General features: G+C 37.1%; 12 protein-coding genes. 7 read left to right on the plus strand and 5 right to left on the minus strand.

The annotated features are described in order from the left end of the window. The first annotated feature begins 6 nt into the window (after nt 1-6). The 3 genes from RIV7116_RS30230 to RIV7116_RS30240 all read left to right on the plus strand — a co-directional run bounded on the left by RIV7116_RS30230 (nt 7) and on the right by RIV7116_RS30240 (nt 2,579). Nucleotides 7-462, plus strand: a complete 456-nt coding sequence (locus tag RIV7116_RS30230; RefSeq protein ID WP_015122147.1) for a DUF6174 domain-containing protein — start codon at nt 7-9, stop codon at nt 460-462. Between the two features lie 3 nt (nt 463-465). Beyond that, nucleotides 466-1,500, plus strand: a complete 1,035-nt coding sequence (locus RIV7116_RS30235) for an ABC transporter permease (protein ID WP_015122148.1) — start codon at nt 466-468, stop codon at nt 1,498-1,500. A gap of 173 nt (nt 1,501-1,673) precedes the next feature. Beyond that, a complete protein-coding gene (locus RIV7116_RS30240) occupies nt 1,674-2,579 on the plus strand; it encodes an ABC transporter permease (RefSeq protein ID WP_015122149.1) in 906 nt (301 codons plus the stop codon). A gap of 127 nt (nt 2,580-2,706) precedes the next feature. Here the strand turns inward: RIV7116_RS30240 and tnpA are convergent, their stop codons facing one another. Beyond that, complete coding sequence (tnpA, locus tag RIV7116_RS30245) at nt 2,707-3,120, minus strand: IS200/IS605 family transposase (protein WP_015117596.1); 414 nt, start codon at nt 3,118-3,120, stop codon at nt 2,707-2,709. A 69-nt stretch (nt 3,121-3,189) separates the two neighbouring features. Here tnpA and RIV7116_RS30250 point away from each other — a divergent pair, with 69 nt between their 5' ends. Then, nucleotides 3,190-4,602 (plus strand): RNA-guided endonuclease TnpB family protein, encoded by a 1,413-nt coding sequence (locus RIV7116_RS30250; protein WP_015117597.1) that lies wholly within the window; start codon nt 3,190-3,192, stop codon nt 4,600-4,602. A gap of 321 nt (nt 4,603-4,923) precedes the next feature. Here RIV7116_RS30250 and RIV7116_RS30255 read toward each other — a convergent pair whose 3' ends face one another. After that, nucleotides 4,924-9,393, minus strand: coding sequence for a CHAT domain-containing protein (locus RIV7116_RS30255; protein WP_015122150.1), 4,470 nt, complete (start codon nt 9,391-9,393; stop codon nt 4,924-4,926). A gap of 830 nt (nt 9,394-10,223) precedes the next feature. On the opposite strand from RIV7116_RS30255, the gene RIV7116_RS30260 reads away from it, so the two are divergent. After that, nucleotides 10,224-12,473 carry a CHASE2 domain-containing protein gene (locus tag RIV7116_RS30260; protein ID WP_015122151.1) on the plus strand — a complete coding sequence of 750 codons (2,250 nt, stop codon included), beginning with the start codon at nt 10,224-10,226 and terminating at the stop codon, nt 12,471-12,473. Nucleotides 12,474-12,847: 374 nt separating this feature from the next. Here the strand turns inward: RIV7116_RS30260 and RIV7116_RS30265 are convergent, their stop codons facing one another. Further along, entirely contained in the window at nt 12,848-14,332 is a 1,485-nt protein-coding gene (locus RIV7116_RS30265; protein WP_015122152.1) for a NarK family nitrate/nitrite MFS transporter, read from the minus strand. Nucleotides 14,333-14,952: 620 nt separating this feature from the next. On the opposite strand from RIV7116_RS30265, the gene RIV7116_RS36170 reads away from it, so the two are divergent. Both RIV7116_RS36170 and RIV7116_RS30270 read left to right on the plus strand, forming a co-directional pair. Then, nucleotides 14,953-15,129, plus strand: a complete 177-nt coding sequence (locus RIV7116_RS36170; RefSeq protein ID WP_015122153.1) for a hypothetical protein — start codon at nt 14,953-14,955, stop codon at nt 15,127-15,129. 350 nt (nt 15,130-15,479) lie between these two features. Next, the gene (locus RIV7116_RS30270; RefSeq protein WP_015122154.1) at nt 15,480-17,720 is read left to right on the plus strand and encodes a filamentous hemagglutinin N-terminal domain-containing protein; all 2,241 of its coding nucleotides are present in this window, start codon (nt 15,480-15,482) and stop codon (nt 17,718-17,720) included. Nucleotides 17,721-17,772: 52 nt separating this feature from the next. Here the strand turns inward: RIV7116_RS30270 and RIV7116_RS30275 are convergent, their stop codons facing one another. Both RIV7116_RS30275 and RIV7116_RS30280 read right to left on the minus strand, forming a co-directional pair. Beyond that, a complete protein-coding gene (locus RIV7116_RS30275; protein WP_044292536.1) occupies nt 17,773-19,197 on the minus strand; it encodes a cyclic nucleotide-binding domain-containing protein in 1,425 nt (474 codons plus the stop codon). 52 nt (nt 19,198-19,249) lie between these two features. Next, a complete protein-coding gene (locus RIV7116_RS30280; protein WP_015122156.1) occupies nt 19,250-20,440 on the minus strand; it encodes a TerB family tellurite resistance protein in 1,191 nt (396 codons plus the stop codon). Nucleotides 20,441-20,455 lie beyond the last annotated feature (15 nt).

Genomic DNA, 20,455 nt, shown 5'->3' on the forward strand with positions numbered 1-20,455 from the left:
TTTACCTTGCCAGCAATATCTCAAGCTCCCGAGCGAATAGAAGAATCACAACTGGGCGGTAATACTAAGTCTTTGAGATTGGAGATACGAAAATTAAGATTTAATCGAAGATTGTGGAGGAAACAAAAAATTACCAACTATCGCTATACTCTCAGTAACAGTTGCTTTTGTGTACCTGAAGCTAGAGGTCCTGTTATTATTGAAGTACGTAACGGTAAAACAGTTTCTGTCACTTCTGAAGCTACCGGTGAAGAAGCTAATCCCGATTTTTTCCAAAATTTCGATACAATACCCAAGCTTTTCAACGTAATTCGAGATGCAATCAATCGTAGAGCAGATCGCTTAGACGTGGAATATGATGCTAAATTTGGTTATCCAACCAATATTAGTATTGACTACAAATTTCAGTTAGCTGACGAAGAACTATTTCTTTCAGTTACGAATTTTGAAGTCATTGAATAAAAAATGACCTCTCGGACAAAAACCAACCCCTATAAATCCTTACTACCAATCCTCTCACCAATAATTGCCATTGCATCGGCTTTACTAGTTGGTGCAATTCTGATTTTAATGGCTGGTGCAAATCCTATCGCGGCATATACGGCGCTTTTCCAAGAATCGCTGTTTGATTATTTCGGGTTTGGCAATACTTTGACTAGGATGACTCCTTTATTATTTACTAGTTTGGGAGTATTGATAGCGTTAAAAGCCGGACAATTTAACATTGGTGGAGAAGGGCAAATCTATCTCGGTGCTTTGGGAAGTACTTTGGTAGGTTTGTACGTCAAAGTACCGGCATTTATTCATATGCCTTTGGGATTATTGGTAGGATTTTTATTTGGTGCGGTTTGGGGTTGGATTCCAGGTTATTTAAAAGCAATTCGCGGTGTTAATGAAGTAATTACAACTTTGTTGTTGAATTATATTGCGGTTAATTTAATCAGTTATTTGGTGCAGAATCCCCTAAAAGCAGAAAATGCCCCCAGCCCTTATTCAGAATTGATTGCAAAATCTGCTCAACTACCGATGTTGCCGGGAGGTTTGGCAAGTGCAGGAATTATTTTAGCTTTGTTAGTAGCTGTAATTTTGTGGATATTATTGCAGCGTACTCCTTTTGGTTATCAGATAACAGCGGTGGGATTTAATCCGATAGCTTCTAATTATGCGGGAATTTCTGTAAAAAGTACCGTAATTTTAGTGATGACTTTGGCGGGAGGATTGGCTGGTTTAGCTGGTAGTTGTGAAGTCATGGGTTTGAAATATCGGTTATTTGAGGAAGTTTCACCGGGCTATGGATTTGACGCGATCGCGATAGCATTTCTCAGTCGTGGTAACGTGTTGGGTGTGGTTTTAGCTTCTTTGTTTTTCGCAGCATTGCGGAGTGGTGCTAATGTTATGCAGCGTAGTGCGGGAGTACCGGTAACGGTAGTGTTGGCAATTCAAGGATTAACGGTATTGTTTATTGCCATTGGTTTAGCATTGGAATCGAAAGAATGGTAATTGGGTATGGGGCATGGGGCATGGGGCATGGGGCATGGGAAAATGAAAATTATATGAAAATGAAAATTATATTAGTATTCGTAGTGGGAGCATCTTGCTCCCTTTTAATTTTCTAAACTAAAAAAAACCCAATTACCAATTACCAATTACCCATTACCAATTCCCAATTACCAATGCCCAATCCCCAATTCCCAATATCCGATTACCTAGCATCCAGTATCCGTTTAGCTGTGCCTTTGGCGTTTGCGGCTTTGGGTGGAATGTATTCGGAGCGTGGGGGTATATTAAATATTGCTTTGGAAGGAATGTTATTGACTGGGGCTTTTTCCAGTGCGGTGGCTGCTTTTTACACTGGTAATCCTTGGCTGGGAGTATTGGCTGCTGTTGTTGCTGGGGGAATGGTGGGTTTACTTCATGCTTTTTTGTGCGTGAGTTTGGGGGTTAATCAGTTGGTGTCTGGATTGGCAATTAATTTAGTAGCGGGTGGATTAACATCATTTTTGGCGCGGTTGGTGTTTGATGGTGGTAGCGCTCAAAGATTAGCGGGAATTGAAGCAATTAATATTCCCTGGCTGGCAAGCATACCTGTTATCGGCATTTTGTTTCAACAAGATATTTTTGTATATTCGTTGATAATTTTAATTATTTTTAGTACATATTTCTTGTTTCATACCAGCCCCGGTTTGAGTTTACGCGCCATCGGAGAATATCCCCAAGCTGCCGATACTGCGGGAATTTCAGTTTCTAAGGTACGTTATTTAGCAGTAATAGCAAGTGGCTGTATTGCTAGTTTGGGAGGAGCTTATTTGAGTTTGGTACAGATAAAATATTTTGCTGAAGGAATGACATCAGGAAAAGGATTTATTGCTATAGCTGCTTTAATTTTTGGTAGATGGCATCCTATAGGAACTAGTTTCGCAAGCTTATTATTTGGAGCAACCGAAGCTTTACAGTTAAGAATACAGGCTTTAGGAGTGAACGTACCATATCAATTTTTAATTATGCTTCCCTACGTAGTTGCATTACTAGCTTTAATTGGTTTAGTTAGAAAATCTTCACCTCCGGCAGCTTTAAAATAAAATATTGGGAATAGGGCATTGGGAATTGGAAATATAGCACTATCAAAATATCTTGGGACGTGAGAACCCCTGGTTTATAACCAGGGGATGAAACGGACAGGTAAAGTTTTAACTTTCCGTGTTTCTTTTATTTACTAGTTTGGTTCTCAATATACTTACGAATAACGTCGGTACTTACTTGTCCTGTAGTAGCTACAAAGTAACTAGGACTCCACAAAGTAGGTAATTTTTTTAACTGTGGATATTCCTTCCTTAGAATATTAGATGCTCTACCCTTAACCCACTTTGCAATTTGAGAAGCTGACTCATGTGGCGGTGAGTTGATAAACATATGTACATGATCTGGCATCACTTCAAGAGCGATTAATCTCCAGCCATGTTCTTTTACTAACTCAAAAATAATTTCCTGTAGCCGCATAGCGATTTCATTAACTAATACTGCTTTACGTCTTTTTGGGACAAACACAAAGTGATAATTTATCGATGACACGGATTTTTCAGCCCTTCTGTATTCATAATCTGACGCTGACAACTTAGCCATTTTATATCAGGGTTTTTTGTTGATTATTTATGTTGAATCAACTATATTAATAAACAAGGAGGTGGTCAAGTGTACAAAACAGTTCCAATAAAAGCAAAATTTACGGATGAAGAAAAAGCTTTCTGGGTAGATCAGTGTGAGCATTCAAACAGTTTATATAACTCTGCTATTTATCTGGCACGCCAGAATCATTATGCAATGCTACTTGAAAGAAAGGCTAATACAACTTACTGGTGTGGAGATGAACTTAGAAGTGGTTGGAAAACTTACAGATTAGAAACTAATTATTATCATTTAGATAAACAGCTTAAAACTTGCATTCACTACTTTTCATTGGCTGCACAAGCTGCACAACAAACATTAAAGTTAGTAGGAGAATCAATAACTAGTTACAATAAATTAGTGGATAAGTATTACTTAGGAGATGGCAGTAGGCCATCAATTCCCAAGTACAGAAAGTCTGGTGGTTTATTCGCAGTTACGTTCCCAAAACAAGCCTTGGCTTGTCATAATGGTTATATTTATCCCTCAATCAGTAAAGCAACAAAGCCTGAATTAATAACATCAATTAAGCTTATTTTGCCCGAATTTATTAGCTTTGATTGGATTAAAGAAGTAATTATTCGTCCTAGTCGTGGAGAGTTTTGGGTTGATTGGGTGATAGACGATGGTAAACAGCCAATTATAAATAATAAGAGTCTTAACTACAATCATGCAATTAGCATTGATCACGGTGTAAAGTTTTGGTTGTCAGCAGTTACTACCCTTGGTAAAAGTTTTATTGTTGAATCTCCACAGCTAAAAACTGCACTCCATAAATATCGAAATCAAGTACAGCAACATAAGAAAAACAAACCTAGTAGATACTGGGACAATTACCTTGATAGAATCACAGCAAAACGCAATTTACAAGTCAGAGATGCAGTAAATAAAGCCGCTAGGTTTATCATCAATAAATGCTTAAAAGACGGTATCGGGAATTTAGTAATTGGTTGGAATGAGGGAAATAAAACCAACATTAATATTGGTAGAAACAATAATTATGAAGTTGTTTCAATGCCAACCAAAAGACTTATTGAGAGGTTAAGACAATTGTGTGAAGAATATGGTATTAGATTCCACATAACCACTGAGGAGTATACTTCTAAAGCTTCTTTTATTGATAATGATGAATTACATCAATACGGTGCAAAACCCATAGAATGGAAGCCATCAGGTAAAAGAATTAGTAGAGATGTATACCGCACAAAAGACGGTTTATTGATTCATGCAGATTTAAATGCAGCATCTAACATTCTACGAAAGGTTGCCGACCAGATTTTTATTAACTCCGGCATCGCAAAACTAGCTTTTGAAATAATTAAACGGGGTGCTTTGACACACCCCAAACGGTACGATATTTTTAGTAATCTAAAAAGGTCTTATCGCAAGCAAACAATGTCACGCAGTATGTCTTTAGACTACGGAGTGACAACTGCTTAGAATCCCAGTTTTTTTCAAAGCTGGGAGATGTCAAAGATGTTCAACTTTACCCTTTCCCCTCTCCTTCACAAGGAGAGGGGTGCCCGGAGGGCGGGGTGAGGTAATAATGTATTCTACTCAACTGAAATTCGCTATAAATGATTAATACAAAATCTAAAAAACCCTATTTATTCGTTTTAAGATGACTTTAACTTTCGCTTAAAAGTGGTGCGTGGTGCGTTACGCTCCGCGATAACACACCCTACTTTTAAATCAAAAAATTTAAATCGCCAATCACCCATTACCAATGCCCCATGCCCAATGCCCCATGCCCAATTATTTTTACCACGGACTTCCAATTAAGGTAAAAGATGACCAATAATAGGGATGTGTGAATTTTCTGCTTCTCCCGGCTAAGGATGGAATGGGAATAATATTTTTTGATTGCGGTAGCTGTAATATTCCTTTTTCTAATGACATTTGCCCTTTAATCATGGCTATTTGGGTTTGTCTTAAGGCTTCGGCTTTGATTGGTGCTTGTTTCAACTGCTGGTAAAACTGCGTCATTAATCCTAAAGTGCCTTCGTCGCTGACATACCACAGGCTACCTAATGCTGATTTTACGCCAGCTTGAACGGCTAATCCGGCAAAACCTAGTTCTGCTTCTTTGTCTCCTAATGCTGTTCGACAAGCACTTAAAGTTAATAATTCTACTGGGGGATTATTCCATCCTAGTTTTCTGATTTCATCTAACCGCAATTTTTGGTTTGATAGTTGAATGTAGGAATTTTTCAGTTTTCCAGGGCGAAATTCTGCGTGGGTTGCGAGATGAATTATCCCAAAAGGCTGGTTTGAACGTTGGGATTTGAGGTTTTCTAAAGTAAAACTGTTGTTAAGGAAGGCTCTGCCTTTCCACTGTTTGGAAATAGTATTAATTTCTAAAGGTACGGCAGGTAGAGGATTTTGTTCGGTAAATTCTGAAGCTCCCATTGCTAAAACTTCGGCTTGTTTAATGTCAGCGTAGTTTGTATTGGCAAGGCTGAGACTGGGCATCAAACCCATGCTATATTTTTCTATTAGAAAACTATTACCATCATTTAATGCTGCTAGCGGTATCGAACGCAATCCTACATCTACAATAAAGCTTAAATTCTGAATTCCTTGAGTTTGCAATTCTGCTTCTATGGGAGCTATCACCCACTGGTAAAGTTGTTTTGATGGTTTTAAATAAGTTTTTGTGGTACTTTTTCGCGGATTGGAAACTTCACGCTGGAATTTTCGCGCTACTTTTAATAGGTTGCCACGGGTTGCGCTGCGTATCTGTTTGCGAATCGGTTTACCTTTGCCGGTAACGAGAAGTATTTCTAAAACATCACTATCTTTTTTGAAATTAGTTTTTGTATTTTTCAGTTTTGAGTCAAGCTCTAAATCAGAAGCAAGACTTGCCGGTACAAACATCGCATATACTAAAGCTGGTTTAATGCCAGTAGCTTTTTCAACAGAATTTAGGATATTTCTTGCTTCTACTAATCCTTTTAATGTTGGATCGATTTCTTTTCCCAAATAGTTTTTAAATGCATTGGTAAAGGAATCTTCCACTTTACCCATCATTCTATCAATTTCGAGGCGACTGCTTTGATTGAATGTTCTATCTATTTTTAATAAAGGTGGTTCTCTAAATTCTGGCGGTTTGGGTAATTTCTGCCGATAGTTTTCGGTTTCGGGGTTAATTTCGGGTTGTTGTTCGGAAATATTGACGCGAATTTCAGTAGGTGTGGAAACTGAAATTTTATCGCTAGCAACGATTGTAAAAGCATTTATGTTTCCCGTGTTGTTAGCATTGGGAATATATTCTAAACTATCTTCAGAAGTAATAATATCTCCAGCAGTAGCTTCGTTACCATTAATTTTTAATGTTCCTTGTGGTGCAATATCATTAATTTTCAACTCGGTAATATCGTTATTTACATCAATAACTTGAGTGCCAATATCTGCTAGTTTAAAAGTAACAGGTTGATTTTCTGCGGTAATATTTAGAGCAGAATTTACCGTTACATCGGGAGGAGTGTTGGTAAAAGTAATGTTGATATTTCCTTGATTTTCTGTACCGGGGTTAGGAAATTCAGTAGTAGGTGAAATGATATTAGTACCAGTATTAATTGCACCAGCGGTACCGTTAAGGCTGGCATCTCCGACAATAAACGGAACATTTTCTCTAGTGCCATCGTGACGAATTTCTACAGAGCCAGATGAATCTTCTCCAACTGTAGCTATAGTGTTAGGAAAATTTAATTCTATTAATTTTAGTTCTCCTTCTCCTATATCAATCTCTTCTGGAAGTTTGAACCATTCTGGTATTTCTAATGCTCGGACAAAATTTTCTTCTTCTTCAATTCGATCTTCAGCGGACACATACAGCCCTCCCCTAACAGTACCATTATCGGCAATAATTTTGACATCTCCACCTCTACCCACGGGAGAATCTTCTTCTTCAAAATTGCTACTATTAACGCTTCCAAAAAGAATATTTTGACCGGAATTAATATTTATATTACCAGCAGCAGCATTCTGAGCAGAAACACCATTTAGCTCAACAAAAGCCTCAACATCTGCAACATAAATATTACCATCTGCTGTTAAATTAATATTCCCCGCTATTCCATTATCAGATGTCGCAGATAAAACCACTCCCGAATTAATTGAACCATTAACAATATCGCCGATTGCTTTTAAATTAACTTCTCCTCCAAAAGCATTATTAGGTGATGTAATAAAACCATTTACATCCACAGAAGATTTAATTTCGCTGACAAAAATATCGCCACCGGAATCAACATTAATTTTTCCTGCTGAAATATCATTTGCACTTCCTACAAATACTTTTGCATTAATACCATCTTCTATAACAACATTGCCTTCAGCTTTTATATTGATGTCTCCAGCAGAAATTTGGTCAACATTTTCAAATGTAGTTGCTTCCGAACTAATACCTTCTCGTACAACAATATTCCCACCAGCTTCGAGATTAATATTTCCTCCACCAACAAAATCCCCAGCGTTTATATCGACACTAGAATCAATCTCGGTTGCAGAAATATTACCTCCCGCATTCAGGTTTACTTCACCCCCAAATGCATCATTGACAAAAAATTCTTCCGAACTGTATTCAGTAAATATATTACCCGTAGTAATATTTCCTGGTGCGCTGATAATTACTCTACCAACTCTTCCAACACTTTCATCAAAACTGGTGATAATATCCCCATTAACTGTTACATTTGCTGGTGATGTAGCTGTACCTTGAACAGTAAAAGGTACATCATTAAAACCAGAGGGATAATTAAAAGTAGGCTCTTCAAGCTCGGCTACTCCAGCCCTTAAAATTAATGCAGCTTCACTCGCTAAAATTTGAGCATCAGCAGAACAAGTTGATTGACATATATCAGAATCTAGGCTGGTAATTTCAATATCACCTTCTACTGTAATGCTACCTTTCGACTCAACTTTTAAAGCTGCTCCGACATAGCTACCAAAAGTAACATCTTCCTCAGAACTAATAATTGGGTCGTAAAGACTGATAAACTTACCACCATCACCCTGTAAATTCAGAATTGAAAATTTACCGCCACTAGCAAAGTGAGCATCGCCGGAAATTATGCCATTGCTAACTAAACTTAAATCACCACCGCTGACAAAAGGTGTTTTATCCAAGTGATTCAAGGCTAAAATATCAATTTGGCGATCGCCTCTCAGATAAAAGTCTCCACCAGCAATTGCAATAAAGGGATTCGTCGCACTATCCCTTACTCTTACCGTATCTTTAGCTAATAAAGTCAGGTTTTCTGTAGTTTGCAACTGACTCTCGAAAAAAGTTAGATTGCCATCTGCTGATAGCAAAGCATTTTCAGCATTTAAAGTTTTAACAGTCGCATCACCTTGATTCAGCGTCAAACCCGAACCTTTTAATTCAACTTCCCCGTTACTGTTGCGAACTAATTTTGTAACGCCGCTATTTCCCCCGGTAAGCATTTCCGGTAAGGAAGCAATCGTTAAATTCCCCGGTTGAGGAAGATTTTTAGCAGTAGAAATCGGTTCAATTTCCAAACTTAACAAATTCCCCGGTTGACTCAACCTCAGCAAATTTTTTCCGGGAACAGCGGATACAATTATATTCCCCGATGCTGCTTCTAAATTTCCCGTACTCGCAACGCTGCCACCAAGCAAGCTTAAATTACCATTGTTTACATTAAGATTTCCAGCATTGATAATTGCTCCCGGCTGACTCATGGTAAAAGCAAAACTAATCGGTTTACCCGTCAGAATTGCATAATCGTTTTTACCAAAAGCATTTAACCAATTATTCCCGAATCCAATACCATTAGCAGTTGTCGCAGTAAAATCACCCGGTACATTTAAACTTGCATCGTTGCCAAATACAATTCCCGATGGATTCATCAAAAACAAATTTGAATTACCGCCGCTCACCTGTATCAAACCATTGATAACAGAAGGATTACCGCCAATTACCCGCCCAAAAATATTTTGAATTCCAGGATTGCTGAGAAAATTCGCAATCTGATTTTGACTTAATCCCAACTCTTGAAAACTATGAAACAGATTGCTACCATCTTGAGAAAATTGCCCGCCAGTAATATCGAATCGATTACCATTATTATTAACTACAGTTCCCGTTTCATCTCTTGCGGGAATTACTGACTGCGCTTGTGCTTCGAGAATATTTACAAATAATACCGAGCTAAAAATTATCGGTAATATTGAGTTTAGAGTAGAGAAAATACTTATATGACGCATTGATTTCTACACCAGAATAATAATTAATTTAAATAAAAATATGATTTACTGTTAATTAATAGCTAATAACTTTACTTATATTGTCATATTAAATATTGAATGGCATCATCAAAACTTAAAAAAAATATCTAGTTCAGTATTAATATTTAGATATTGGGTTACCCTTCACTTAACTCGACCTATCTATCTTGTTAAATACTTACACGCAGTTCGGCAAAAAAAATCATAAATAGCCTCAAGACTTAGTTAATAGTCATGTTATAACGATAGTTTTACAATTAAGGTCAATATTGACTATCTCACTATTTAATAGTACGTAATTACACTTAAAATAAACCTGAAAATCTGAATTATTATTTATTTTCGATTTGCTTTCCTAGTTTTTACCGAATACATTTTCCCCTCTCTCAAAACAAGGAGAGGGGTGCCGGTTGGGCGGGGTGAGGTTTCCTAATCCTATCTCGCTTTAACATTACCTGTCTCTATAAAAGGGAGCATCCCAATGCAGGAATAAATACTTTATCCGACACCCGCTTATGGGTGCGGCTACAAAAACAAAGCCCCTTCGGGTTCGCTAGTTTGGGGGACGGAAACCGACACCCCCAACTAGACTCACCACCTGCGTGGGCTATGAGAGTTTCTAAGCCCACGCAGGTGGGCTTCGTAGTATTAGCCCCAGGCTTATAGCCTGCGGGCTTTTTGCCGCCATTGGGATGCTCCCCTATAAAAGCTATTTTCTCTGCGCTCTCTGCGGTTTTTTATAGGAAAACTTCTACCGGGAGGGGAGTAGTCTATTAAAATCAAATCTTTGAAAAAGGAATATTGTAGCTATGTGGAAAATATTAAAAAACAAAGTTTGGCAGTGGAGTAGTGTATTAATCGCCGCTCCTAGCGTGACTTTACTTGTAATGTTGGTGCGTTTGAGTGGACTTTTGCAAATGTTGGAATTAGCAGCATACGACCAACTTTTTATATTGCGAAACTCAGAAAAACAAGATGAGCGTATTGTCATCGTAGAAATTGACGAAGAAGCGATAAGAAAATTAGAATACCCGATTCCCGATCGTAAGCTAGCTCAAATTTTGCAAAAAATAAAACAACATCAACCCCGTGCGATTGGACTCGATTTTTACCGAGATAAGCCAGTTGGTAAAGGTTATGATTCGTTAGCTAAGGTATTTGAATCTACACCCAATTTGGTAGGAGTACAAAAAGTAGCTGGAAGTATTGATAGTGCGACAGTTAATCCACCACCAATATTAAAAGAATTAGATAGAGTCGGAGCAAATGATTTTCCTTTGGATGCAGATGGTAAAATCCGTCGCGGCTTTTTTTACTTAGCAGATAAAGATGGCAATCAAATATTTAGCTTTTCATTTAAACTTGCTTATCTTTATTTGAATGCTATGAATATTTACGTTGGATTAGCTCCCCCGGATAATCAATTAATCCAAGTTGGTAAAGTTGTATTTACACCTTTTGGAAGCAATGATGGTGGTTATGTTCGCACTCCAGATGGTGATTATCAGGTTTTATTAAACTATCGCGGTGATATCGAAAAATTTCAGAGCGTATCTGTAATAGATGTTTTAGAAAATCGGGTTCCCAAAGACTTGATGAAAAATCGGATTGTACTTATCGGTGCGACTGCATCAAGTTTAAAAGATTTATTTTATACGCCCTACAGCGCAAATTTGTTTAGGAATATTCGCCGAATGGCAGGAGTTACGGTTCATGCTAACGCTATTAGTCAAATATTAGATGCCGAATTGAGCGATCGCCCTTTAATAAAAACCTGGAACGAGGAGTTTGAATGGTTATGGACTTTTAGCTGGTCTTTAGTTGGAGCTATTTTAATATGGCTGTTGCGTTCGAGCAAGCGCAAGATATTACCTCTTGTAAGTCTTGTATTGGCAGGTTTTTGTCTGCTTAGCATTAGCTATCTGACTTTCCTTTACGGTTGGTGGATTCCCGTTATTCCGCCGATGCTAGGATTATTCGGTTCTGCGGTTGGTGTTACTGCTTTTCTGGCTCAAAGCGCTAGTAAAATTCGTAAAACTTTTGGGCGCTATTTGAATGATGAAGTTGTTGCCAACTTGCTCGAAAGTCCTGAAGGTTTAAAATTAGGAGGGCAGCGTCGTAATATTACAATTTTTACTTCTGACTTACGTGGATTTACAGCTACTTCGGAAAGATTACCAGCCGAAGAAGTAATCAAAATTATCAATCTCTATTTGGGATATATGGCGGATGTAATTACCGAATACCAAGGGACAATTGATGAATTTATGGGAGATGGTATTTTAGTGCTTTTTGGGGCACCTACAGCCAGGGAAGATGATGCCACCAGAGCAATTGCTTGTGCTGTGGCGATGCAGCAAGCAATGGAACCAGTCAATCAAAAAATAAAAGAAATGGGATTGCCTAAATTGGAAATGGGCATCGGTATAAATACCGGGGAAGTTGTAGTGGGAAATATTGGTTCGGAGAAACGTACTAAGTATGGAATTGTTGGCAAGCAGGTTAATTTAACTTATCGGATTGAATCTTATACCGTCGGCGGACAAATCTTTATTTCTGAATCTACTTTAAAACAAGTCGAGCCGATTGTAAAAATTATCGGAGAGCGACAAGTTAAGCCAAAAGGAGTCCAGCAACCGATAACCATTTATGAAGTTGGCGGCATTGCTGGGGATTACAATCTTTATTTGAAGCAAGAAGAGGAACTATTTGTAAAATTATCGCAACCAATAATGTTTGAATATGCAGTGTTAGATGGTAAAGATATTAGCGATACTCTTCAAATCGCAAAACTAATTCAACTTTCCGAAAATGCCGCAGAAGTATGCATTAAGGTAAATTCAGATGAAGTAATTTCGATTCCCCAGCCGTTAACCAATATGAAAATGAATTTATTGGTATCTATAAATGGTGCAGAAAAAAGTGGAGATATTTACGCCAAAGTCTTAGAAAAACCAGCAGCATCAAAAAATAGTTTTTACATTCGTTTTACTAATAAGCCACCTGAAGTTGAAGCATATCTTGATTCAATCTATAAGTCGATGAAAAAGGATAAATAGATAATTGGGAATTGGGCATTGGGAATTGGGCATTGGGCATTGGGTATTGGGAATTGGGCATTGGGCATGGGGCATTGGGCATGGGAAATGTAATTTGATATATAGTGGTTTGTCGTTGGGTGCAATATACGAAACTACTTCCTTCCCCCTCTCCTTAATAAGGAGAGGGGTGCCCGTTAGGGCGGGGTGAGGTTCAATCTCTGTGGGTTTGATTCCACAAGTCTCATTGTTTTTACTTCAACAGGAACGTCAGAACCAACCACCACAAAGATTTTAGTTTTCAGATGTGTTTCGTCGGTTATCGAGACTTTTGGGTCAAAAACGCCATTCAATTACCTCTCCCTCACTCCTTCACTCTCTCACTCCCTCACTCTTTATATGCGACTCGATCCTTCTGGAGTCAGATGTAATTCTGGTTCTCCATGACCTTCTGTAGGTTCTTTGAGGAAAAAGGCACAAAGACTAGCCACAATCAGAGCTACTACTCCTAACATTTGGAAAAAGAATTGATCTCCTCCTCCACCCTCTGGAAGCAAACTATAGATAGTCAGATATGCCACTGCTCCGACATTTCCGTAAGCCCCTACATAACCTGCTATTTGACCAGTAACGCGATGTTTTACTAAAGGGACAATAGCGTAAGTCGCACCTTCAGTCGCCATTACAAAGAAAGAGGCACACATCGTCATAATCACGATTAAAGGGAGAGCTATTTTACCCAAACTGCTAAAGATTAAATAACCAATTCCCGTACCAGCTAGGGTTATAGCTAGCGTCCATTTACGGCTACCAATTTTGTCAGACAGCAAACCGCCTCCTGGACGAGCAAGCAGGTTCATAAAGGCATAGGTTCCCGCAATTGCCCCCGCCAATGCTGTAGCTAAACCAAAAGTTGTCTCAAAGAAAGTTGGCAGCATCGAAACTACTGCTAATTCCGAACCGAAACTAGCGATGTAAGCCAGTTCTAACAGAGCAACTTGAGAAAACTGATAGCGGTCTGCTGCTGGGTACTTTTTCGCACCTGTCATTAAAGCTTTATTAGCTTTAAAGATATTGAATGTCTGAAACAAATATAGAGCTACCAAAGCAGCAAAAATCAGATACATCGTACCTGTTCCGAACAGCCCTACTTTTTGCAAACGCCAAGCAATTACACCTAAAATTCCTACTAAAGGAACGTTCATCGCCAGCAAAAACCAGAAGTCTTTTTTACTAGTTACCTCTAATCCGGCACTGCTTTCAGGTCGCTGGTACACCTTGCCTGGAGGTGTATCTTGAACATTGAAGAAATAGAATGCTCCATATAGTGCAGCCAAAATTCCTGTAGAAGCGATCGCCAGTCTCCAGTTAAGTTGGCTCGCAGTTAAACCAGCTGTTATCGTAGCAATAGTCGGCAGAGTAAATGCTGATGCAGCCGAGCCAAAGTTACCCCAGCCACCATATATCCCCTCGGCTAATCCGATTTCTTCAGAATTAAACCACTCTGCAACCATACGAATTCCAATCACAAACCCGCAACCAACAATACTCAAAGCTAAACGGCTAATTACCAATTGGGTAAAGTTTTGAGCAAGTGCAAAGGTAATACAGGGTATAGCTGCATATATCAGCAAGCAAGAATAGGTAATCCGTGGTCCCAACCGGTCGAGAAGCATCCCTATAATAATCCGTGCGGGAACCGTAAGAGCAACATTACAAATAGCAATGGTTCTAATTTGTGCAGGCTCTAAACCAAATTCCGTCTTTATCGCTGTCGCAAAAGGAGCAAAATTAAACCAGACTACAAAGCTTAAGAAAAAAGCAAACCAAGTCAAGTGTAAAATGCGATAGCGACCGCTAAAGGAAAAAATTCCAGACATAGATAATTACTACTATAAAGGTTGTGAACTGCTGACACTAATTCCGTTTAAGGTTATTCAATCTGGTGTAAATAATATGACGAGGCGCTTCAAATACATTGTAACAAAATTTACCGTATCGCTACTTGTAGCTGTTTGAATGATTTTTTGGAATCCTATCGATGCAAAAACAGGATTTAAGCAATATTTAGAGCAATATTTAAATAATAAATTTATTTTCGACACAAGAATTTTGAGAATGGTGCTGCTGCTGTGAGCATGTAGTAAGCAGTTACGAGATGTAACCTAAAAAAATAAAGAGATAGATGACCTCTAATTAGCAATTTAGAAATAGTATAAATACTTAAAAAGATATTAATTAGTATATTTTATTTAAAGATAACTAAGTATAAAATTGTTGATAAATAGGTTAATCGAATTTATGATTATTTGAAAAAATGATACAGATGTTTTAGTAAATCATCTTTACGAAATTATTAATCATTATTTAAGGAAAATAAATAAATTCAATCCCAATCTAATAAATCATAGTGTTATAAAAAGAGGATTGATAAATTACTATTTTATTTAGTAGATTTAAATCAATCAGATAATAAATGATAAAAAGCGAGGATATAACCATGCAAGCAATCAAAATTAAACTATCAATTTTAGTGGGCGTATCCATGCTACTTTTAATGCCAAGTGTAGCTACAGCCAATAATAATTCAGCAGAAGAATCTATTAATTCTCAATCTTCATCCCTTATTTCTAGTTCTTCGTGCGGACGTGGTGATAGGTGTAGACCTCCTGCTTAATGGATATTTGAGGCTACTTTACTAATTTATAAATTTACAACTAGTCAATCATCCCCAGGTAGTTTTATCCGCCTGCGGGATATTTTTTTTGATAGCTAAAGCCGCATTTCCCCGTTTTTGGTTTCCTAAGCTGCTAGGCATTTAACTTATATATTTATTTGGCATTGATTAACGGCTACAACCCTTGTCCCTTCTTCCCTTTTCCTTCTTCCTTCTTCCAAGAGTATTGTGCATTTCTAATGCACAACAGCTTATTCCCTTATGTTAGTTTATCTCTACATCTGGGAACTCTATAAATATTACCTTGGCAGACTCATCGAGCTAGTCAAATAGTTATTAGAGAAAAATAAATGCGCGATCTCCACTATATATTATTAGCTTTATCAGTCACCTTTTTACTTTTACCAGTTTCAGAAGTTGAAGCACAGTTAATACCTGATAATACTTTAGGAAAAGAAAATTCTCTAGTTAATCCCGTTAATTCAGTTCAAAGGATTGATGGCGGTACGATTCGTGGCTCTAACTTATTTCATAGTTTTCAAGAATTCAATATTGGTAGTGGTAAGAGCGCTTACTTCAGCAATCCGGGTAATATCGAAAATATTCTGACTCGCGTTACGGGAAAAAATTCCTCCCTAATTTTGGGAAAGTTAGGAGTATTGGGTAATGCTAATTTATTCCTAATTAATCCTAATGGAATTATTTTTGGTGAGAATGCCCAATTAGATATTAATGGTTCATTTGTTGGCTCTACAGCAGATAATATTAAATTTGCTGATGGCAGAGAATTTAATGCAGTTAACCCCTCAGCGAATCCGATTTTGACTATAAATGTTCCTTTGGGTTTGCAATATAAAGGTAATGGCGGAAATATTGAAGTGCGCGGTACAGCAACATCGAATTTAAAAGTACCAGATAAAAAATCCTTAGCCCTAGCAGGCGGAAATATTAAATTTGATGGTGGGAAACTAACTGCACCAGCAGGCGGAATTGATTTATTTGCAGTCACTAACGGTGAAGTTTCTTTAGTTAATAGTAACGGACGAATAAATTTAAAAACCCCTTTAGGTATTGAGTACGGTGATATTGAGTTTTTGAATGCCTCTAATATCGATGCCAGCGGAAACAGTGGAGGTTCTATTCAGGTACGAGGTAGAAATATAAGCCTGAAAGGAAACTCAATTATTTCTACAAATACTGATGGAGATGGCTTTGGAAAAACATTAAATATTACAGCTACAGAATTACTTAAAATAAGTGCAAGCGATTTATTCGCGGATGTCCAAGACAACGCAACTGGAACTGGTGGCGATTTAGTTGTTAATAGCAAAAACTTGATAGTTACTGATGGAAGTATTCTATCGAGTAGCACTTTTGGTTTGGGTAATAGTGGTAATCTAACTATTAAAACAATTAACTTGCAAGTAGACAATGCAGGCAGAATTGATGTTACAACTTATGACTTTGGTAATGGTGGTAATTTAACTATTGAAACAGCTAACTTGCAAGTATACGATGGGGCACAAATTACTGCGATCGCTTTTGGAAAAGGAAATGCTGGTAATATGGAGATTAAAGCCAATTTAGTAGAATTGGTTGGTTTTAGGCAATCGAGTGATATACCTCTTAAAAGTGGATTGTTTGCCAACGCTCTTCAAGAAAACGGGCAAGGTGGGAATTTAAATGTAACAGCTAATCGGTTAGTTATCCGCGATGGAGCAACTATCAACGCTAGTAATTTTCTCAGCTTCGATCCCGATAATCTTCTAGGTAGAGCTGGTACCGGTGCAGCAGGAAACATTGATATCAATTCGCCATTTGTTCTATTAGAAAATCAAGGCATAATTACAGCAAACGTCAATGCTGGAGACAAAGGTAATATCAATATTCAATCCCAAAACTTGCAGCTACGAAAAGGAAGTGTCATTTCAACTAACGCAAAAAACAGTGCAGATGGTGGAAATATAAACATTGACACAAATACTTTAGTCGCATTAGAAAACAGCGATATTGCCGCTAATTCAGAAGGAAGTTTCGGAGGTAGAGTAATTATCAATGCTAAAGGTATTTTGGGTACCCAGTTTCAACAGCAACTTACTCCGCAAAGCGATATTACTGCAACTTCTTCTTTAGGAGCTTCTTTTAGTGGTGTAGTAGACATTAACACCATCGCCGTAGATCCCAACTCCGGATTAATCGAATTACCCCAAACCCTTACTGACTCCAGCCAAAAAATCAAAGCTGGATGTGATGCAACTGCGGGAAACAACTTTGTTGTCAGCCCCAGAGGTGGTTTACCACAAAGCCCCGATGACTTATTTAATGGCAGCACAATATATACAGAATTAAATGATGTAATACCAATACAAGATATAGCTTCTGATATTAACGATCGCAATCATCAAAATTATCGCAATCGCTTGTCAAGCGTTGAGAATAAACATAAAAATCAAAATAAAAATCAAATTGTAGAAGCTACCGGATGGGTAGTTGATGGTAAGGGTGATGTGGTATTAGTTGCAAAAATGCCCCAACACAGCCAAAAGTCTCCCAAAATTAATTCAGCTTCTTGTAACGATTTTTCTTCTTAACTGTTTCCTCGCTTGGGCTGCACCTCCAAAACATCTATATACAAAAAATATTTCAAAGATCGAAAACTTTCTTCAAACGCTTGCGAACCCAAACTACCGGATTAATATCATCTTCCGACTCATCAATTAAACCCATTTCTCGCAATTGCTGCTGACGGGAAGTTAATTCTTCTTGATGCTTCGCTAACTCGTTAACTATTTCTTCCGCCAATTCCGGATTACCTTTTAAAAGTTTTTCAAAACCTTGATTATTAATCACAAATAAAGTTGTATCTTCTAAAGCTTTAACTGTCGCCGTGCGGGGAATTGCTAACATTAAAGCTAACTCTCCGAAAAATTGTGCTTTTCCTAGAGTTGTTAGATGTTTATTGATTTTTGAAACAAAAACTTCCACTTTACCAGATAAAATAATATAAAAAGCATCCCCTGGATCATTTTCTTTAAATAATATTTCTGACTCTTTTATTTGCTGACGATATCCAATCTCTAATAATTTGCGTAAATCTAGGTCGTTAAAATTTTGAAAATATATAACCTGCCGTAATAAAGTTCTTAAAGATATTTTTTTTTGCTGAGTTTCAAATTTGTTATATTGAGAATATAAAGAAAAACTCTTTTCATTTACATATCGATTTGTAACAAAATAAATGCCCTGGCGGCGTAAATTGTATTCGATAGCATAATTTAAAATACTTCTAACATGATTTTTATCCTGAATTTGATTTATCCATACTCTCAAATCAAAATCTAAATAACCATTAGCAAAACCGTTAAAAATTACCTGCGGGGGATTATCTTTAGCGACTAATGGCTCCATGTAAGCCGCATCAAGTAAAATTTCAGTAACTATTAATGGGTCATTTCCGTATTCTATATTTATTGAAAGACAAATTTGTACATTACTATCGTTGTAAGTACAATTAAGAATAGGTTTTTGCACCAATTCGCTATTAGGAATAATTAAACTACTACCATCAAGAGTTTGGATAACAGTAGAACGTAAAGTAATTTTTTTAACTCTTCCTTGTAAGGTTTTAAATTCTTCTGATATCCATAATTCAATAATATCGCCAACTTTAATAGAACGTTCAACTAATAGAGTTAACCCGCTGATAAAGTTCGCAGTTATATTCTGAATACCGAAGCCAAGCCCAATACCTAAACCACCGGCTAATACAGCTAGAGAAGCTAAATTAAAACCCGTACTTTCCAGAACAATTAGAAAACCTAACGAGCCAAAAATATAGGTAAATATTGTTGCAAGAGCTTCTCTGTTACCTTCATCTATGCCAAAATTTATAAGTAATTTATTTTTGAGTAAATTATAAAGAATTCGACAAAAAATAATAACTACTACAAATGAAAAAACTAGCTGTAGTAGCGATGCGAAGGATATGGAAGTTTCTCCAATTTTTAAAACAGGTTTCTCCAAAATTTGAGATAGCTCTAATAATATTTTCTCTATAAATATTCTCATACTTGTTTCAGCCCGCATAGGCGGGCATGTTGGTAGTAGATTTAATCTATTATCAGAAACTTATAACTTCTAAAGTATCAATAATATATTTAGCTGCTTCCACAAAAACCTCATCCATATTTTGAAATTTATCGGGATGAATTAACGATTGTAACTGATTAAAAGTTTTTGTGTCATCAATACCATCACCACTAAAACCGCTTTCCAATACCGCTGTATATTTATGCTCGATATCCAAGAAATCAGCGGCTTTCTGCAAATATTTCTTTTCCTCAATCGAGATTTCTCCATCTACAGCAGACATTTCATAGCAAAAACTCATCATTAATATTTTTTCCGATTCCGATAAAGATTTCGCGAGTTTTAACCATTCTTGAGGATGTTGATAAATACCAGTTTGCGGTACTTTATTGACTAAAGTTTCCATAATTTCCCGCATTTGCCTGTTTTTATGAGGAATTAAACGCTTAATAGTCTTTGCTAACAATTTCTTTTCAGCTTCTTCCTGCATTCCATCAGCTTCAATCACACCCCAAGTGATGATAAGTAAAACAGTTAAGAAAATTAAAGTATCGTTAATATCGGTTTTAACAAATTTTTTATCTGTCAAACTAGATAATAACTCTACAGCATCTAAGCTGACAAAACGCAAATTTAAATGGCTAAAATTTGGCGGAGAAATAAAATCTTGTAACTCATTCCAAGCCGATTGTTCAACTTTTTTTCCACTATACCAAGCTTCTAATACTTCTGTATATTTAGTTGATACTTTTAGAGCATTTCCTGCCGCTTTTAAATATTCTTTTTCGCTATCATCAATATGTCCATCTACCGCCGACATTTCGTAAGAAAAATTCATCAACAAAGTTCTTTCTTGTTGTGATAGACTAGCCGTCAACTTTAACCATTCAGAAGGATTCTGGTATACCGCATTTTCTCGGTTGCCATCAATTAATTGTTGAATTAATACTGTTACATCACCTTTTGATGGAATTAATTGATCGATAGTTTTTTCTAATAACTGTGTTTCCGATTCTGTCACTACCCCATCAGCAAACATAACTCCAAAAGTCATGGTGATTAATGATGCTAAAAACATCAATTCGGGAGTTACTTGCTTATGATGTAATTTTCGTTTTGTCAAACGGGATAATAACTCAACAGCTTCGGAACTAACTAATTTAGCATCAGAATTTACTGCTTGTTTTCCGACTATATTTGAGTCAAATATTACTGTATTCATATACTTAACTTCCTC

Origin of the sequence: Rivularia sp. PCC 7116, assembly GCF_000316665.1 — a bacterium.
Classification (GTDB): domain Bacteria; phylum Cyanobacteriota; class Cyanobacteriia; order Cyanobacteriales; family Nostocaceae; genus Rivularia.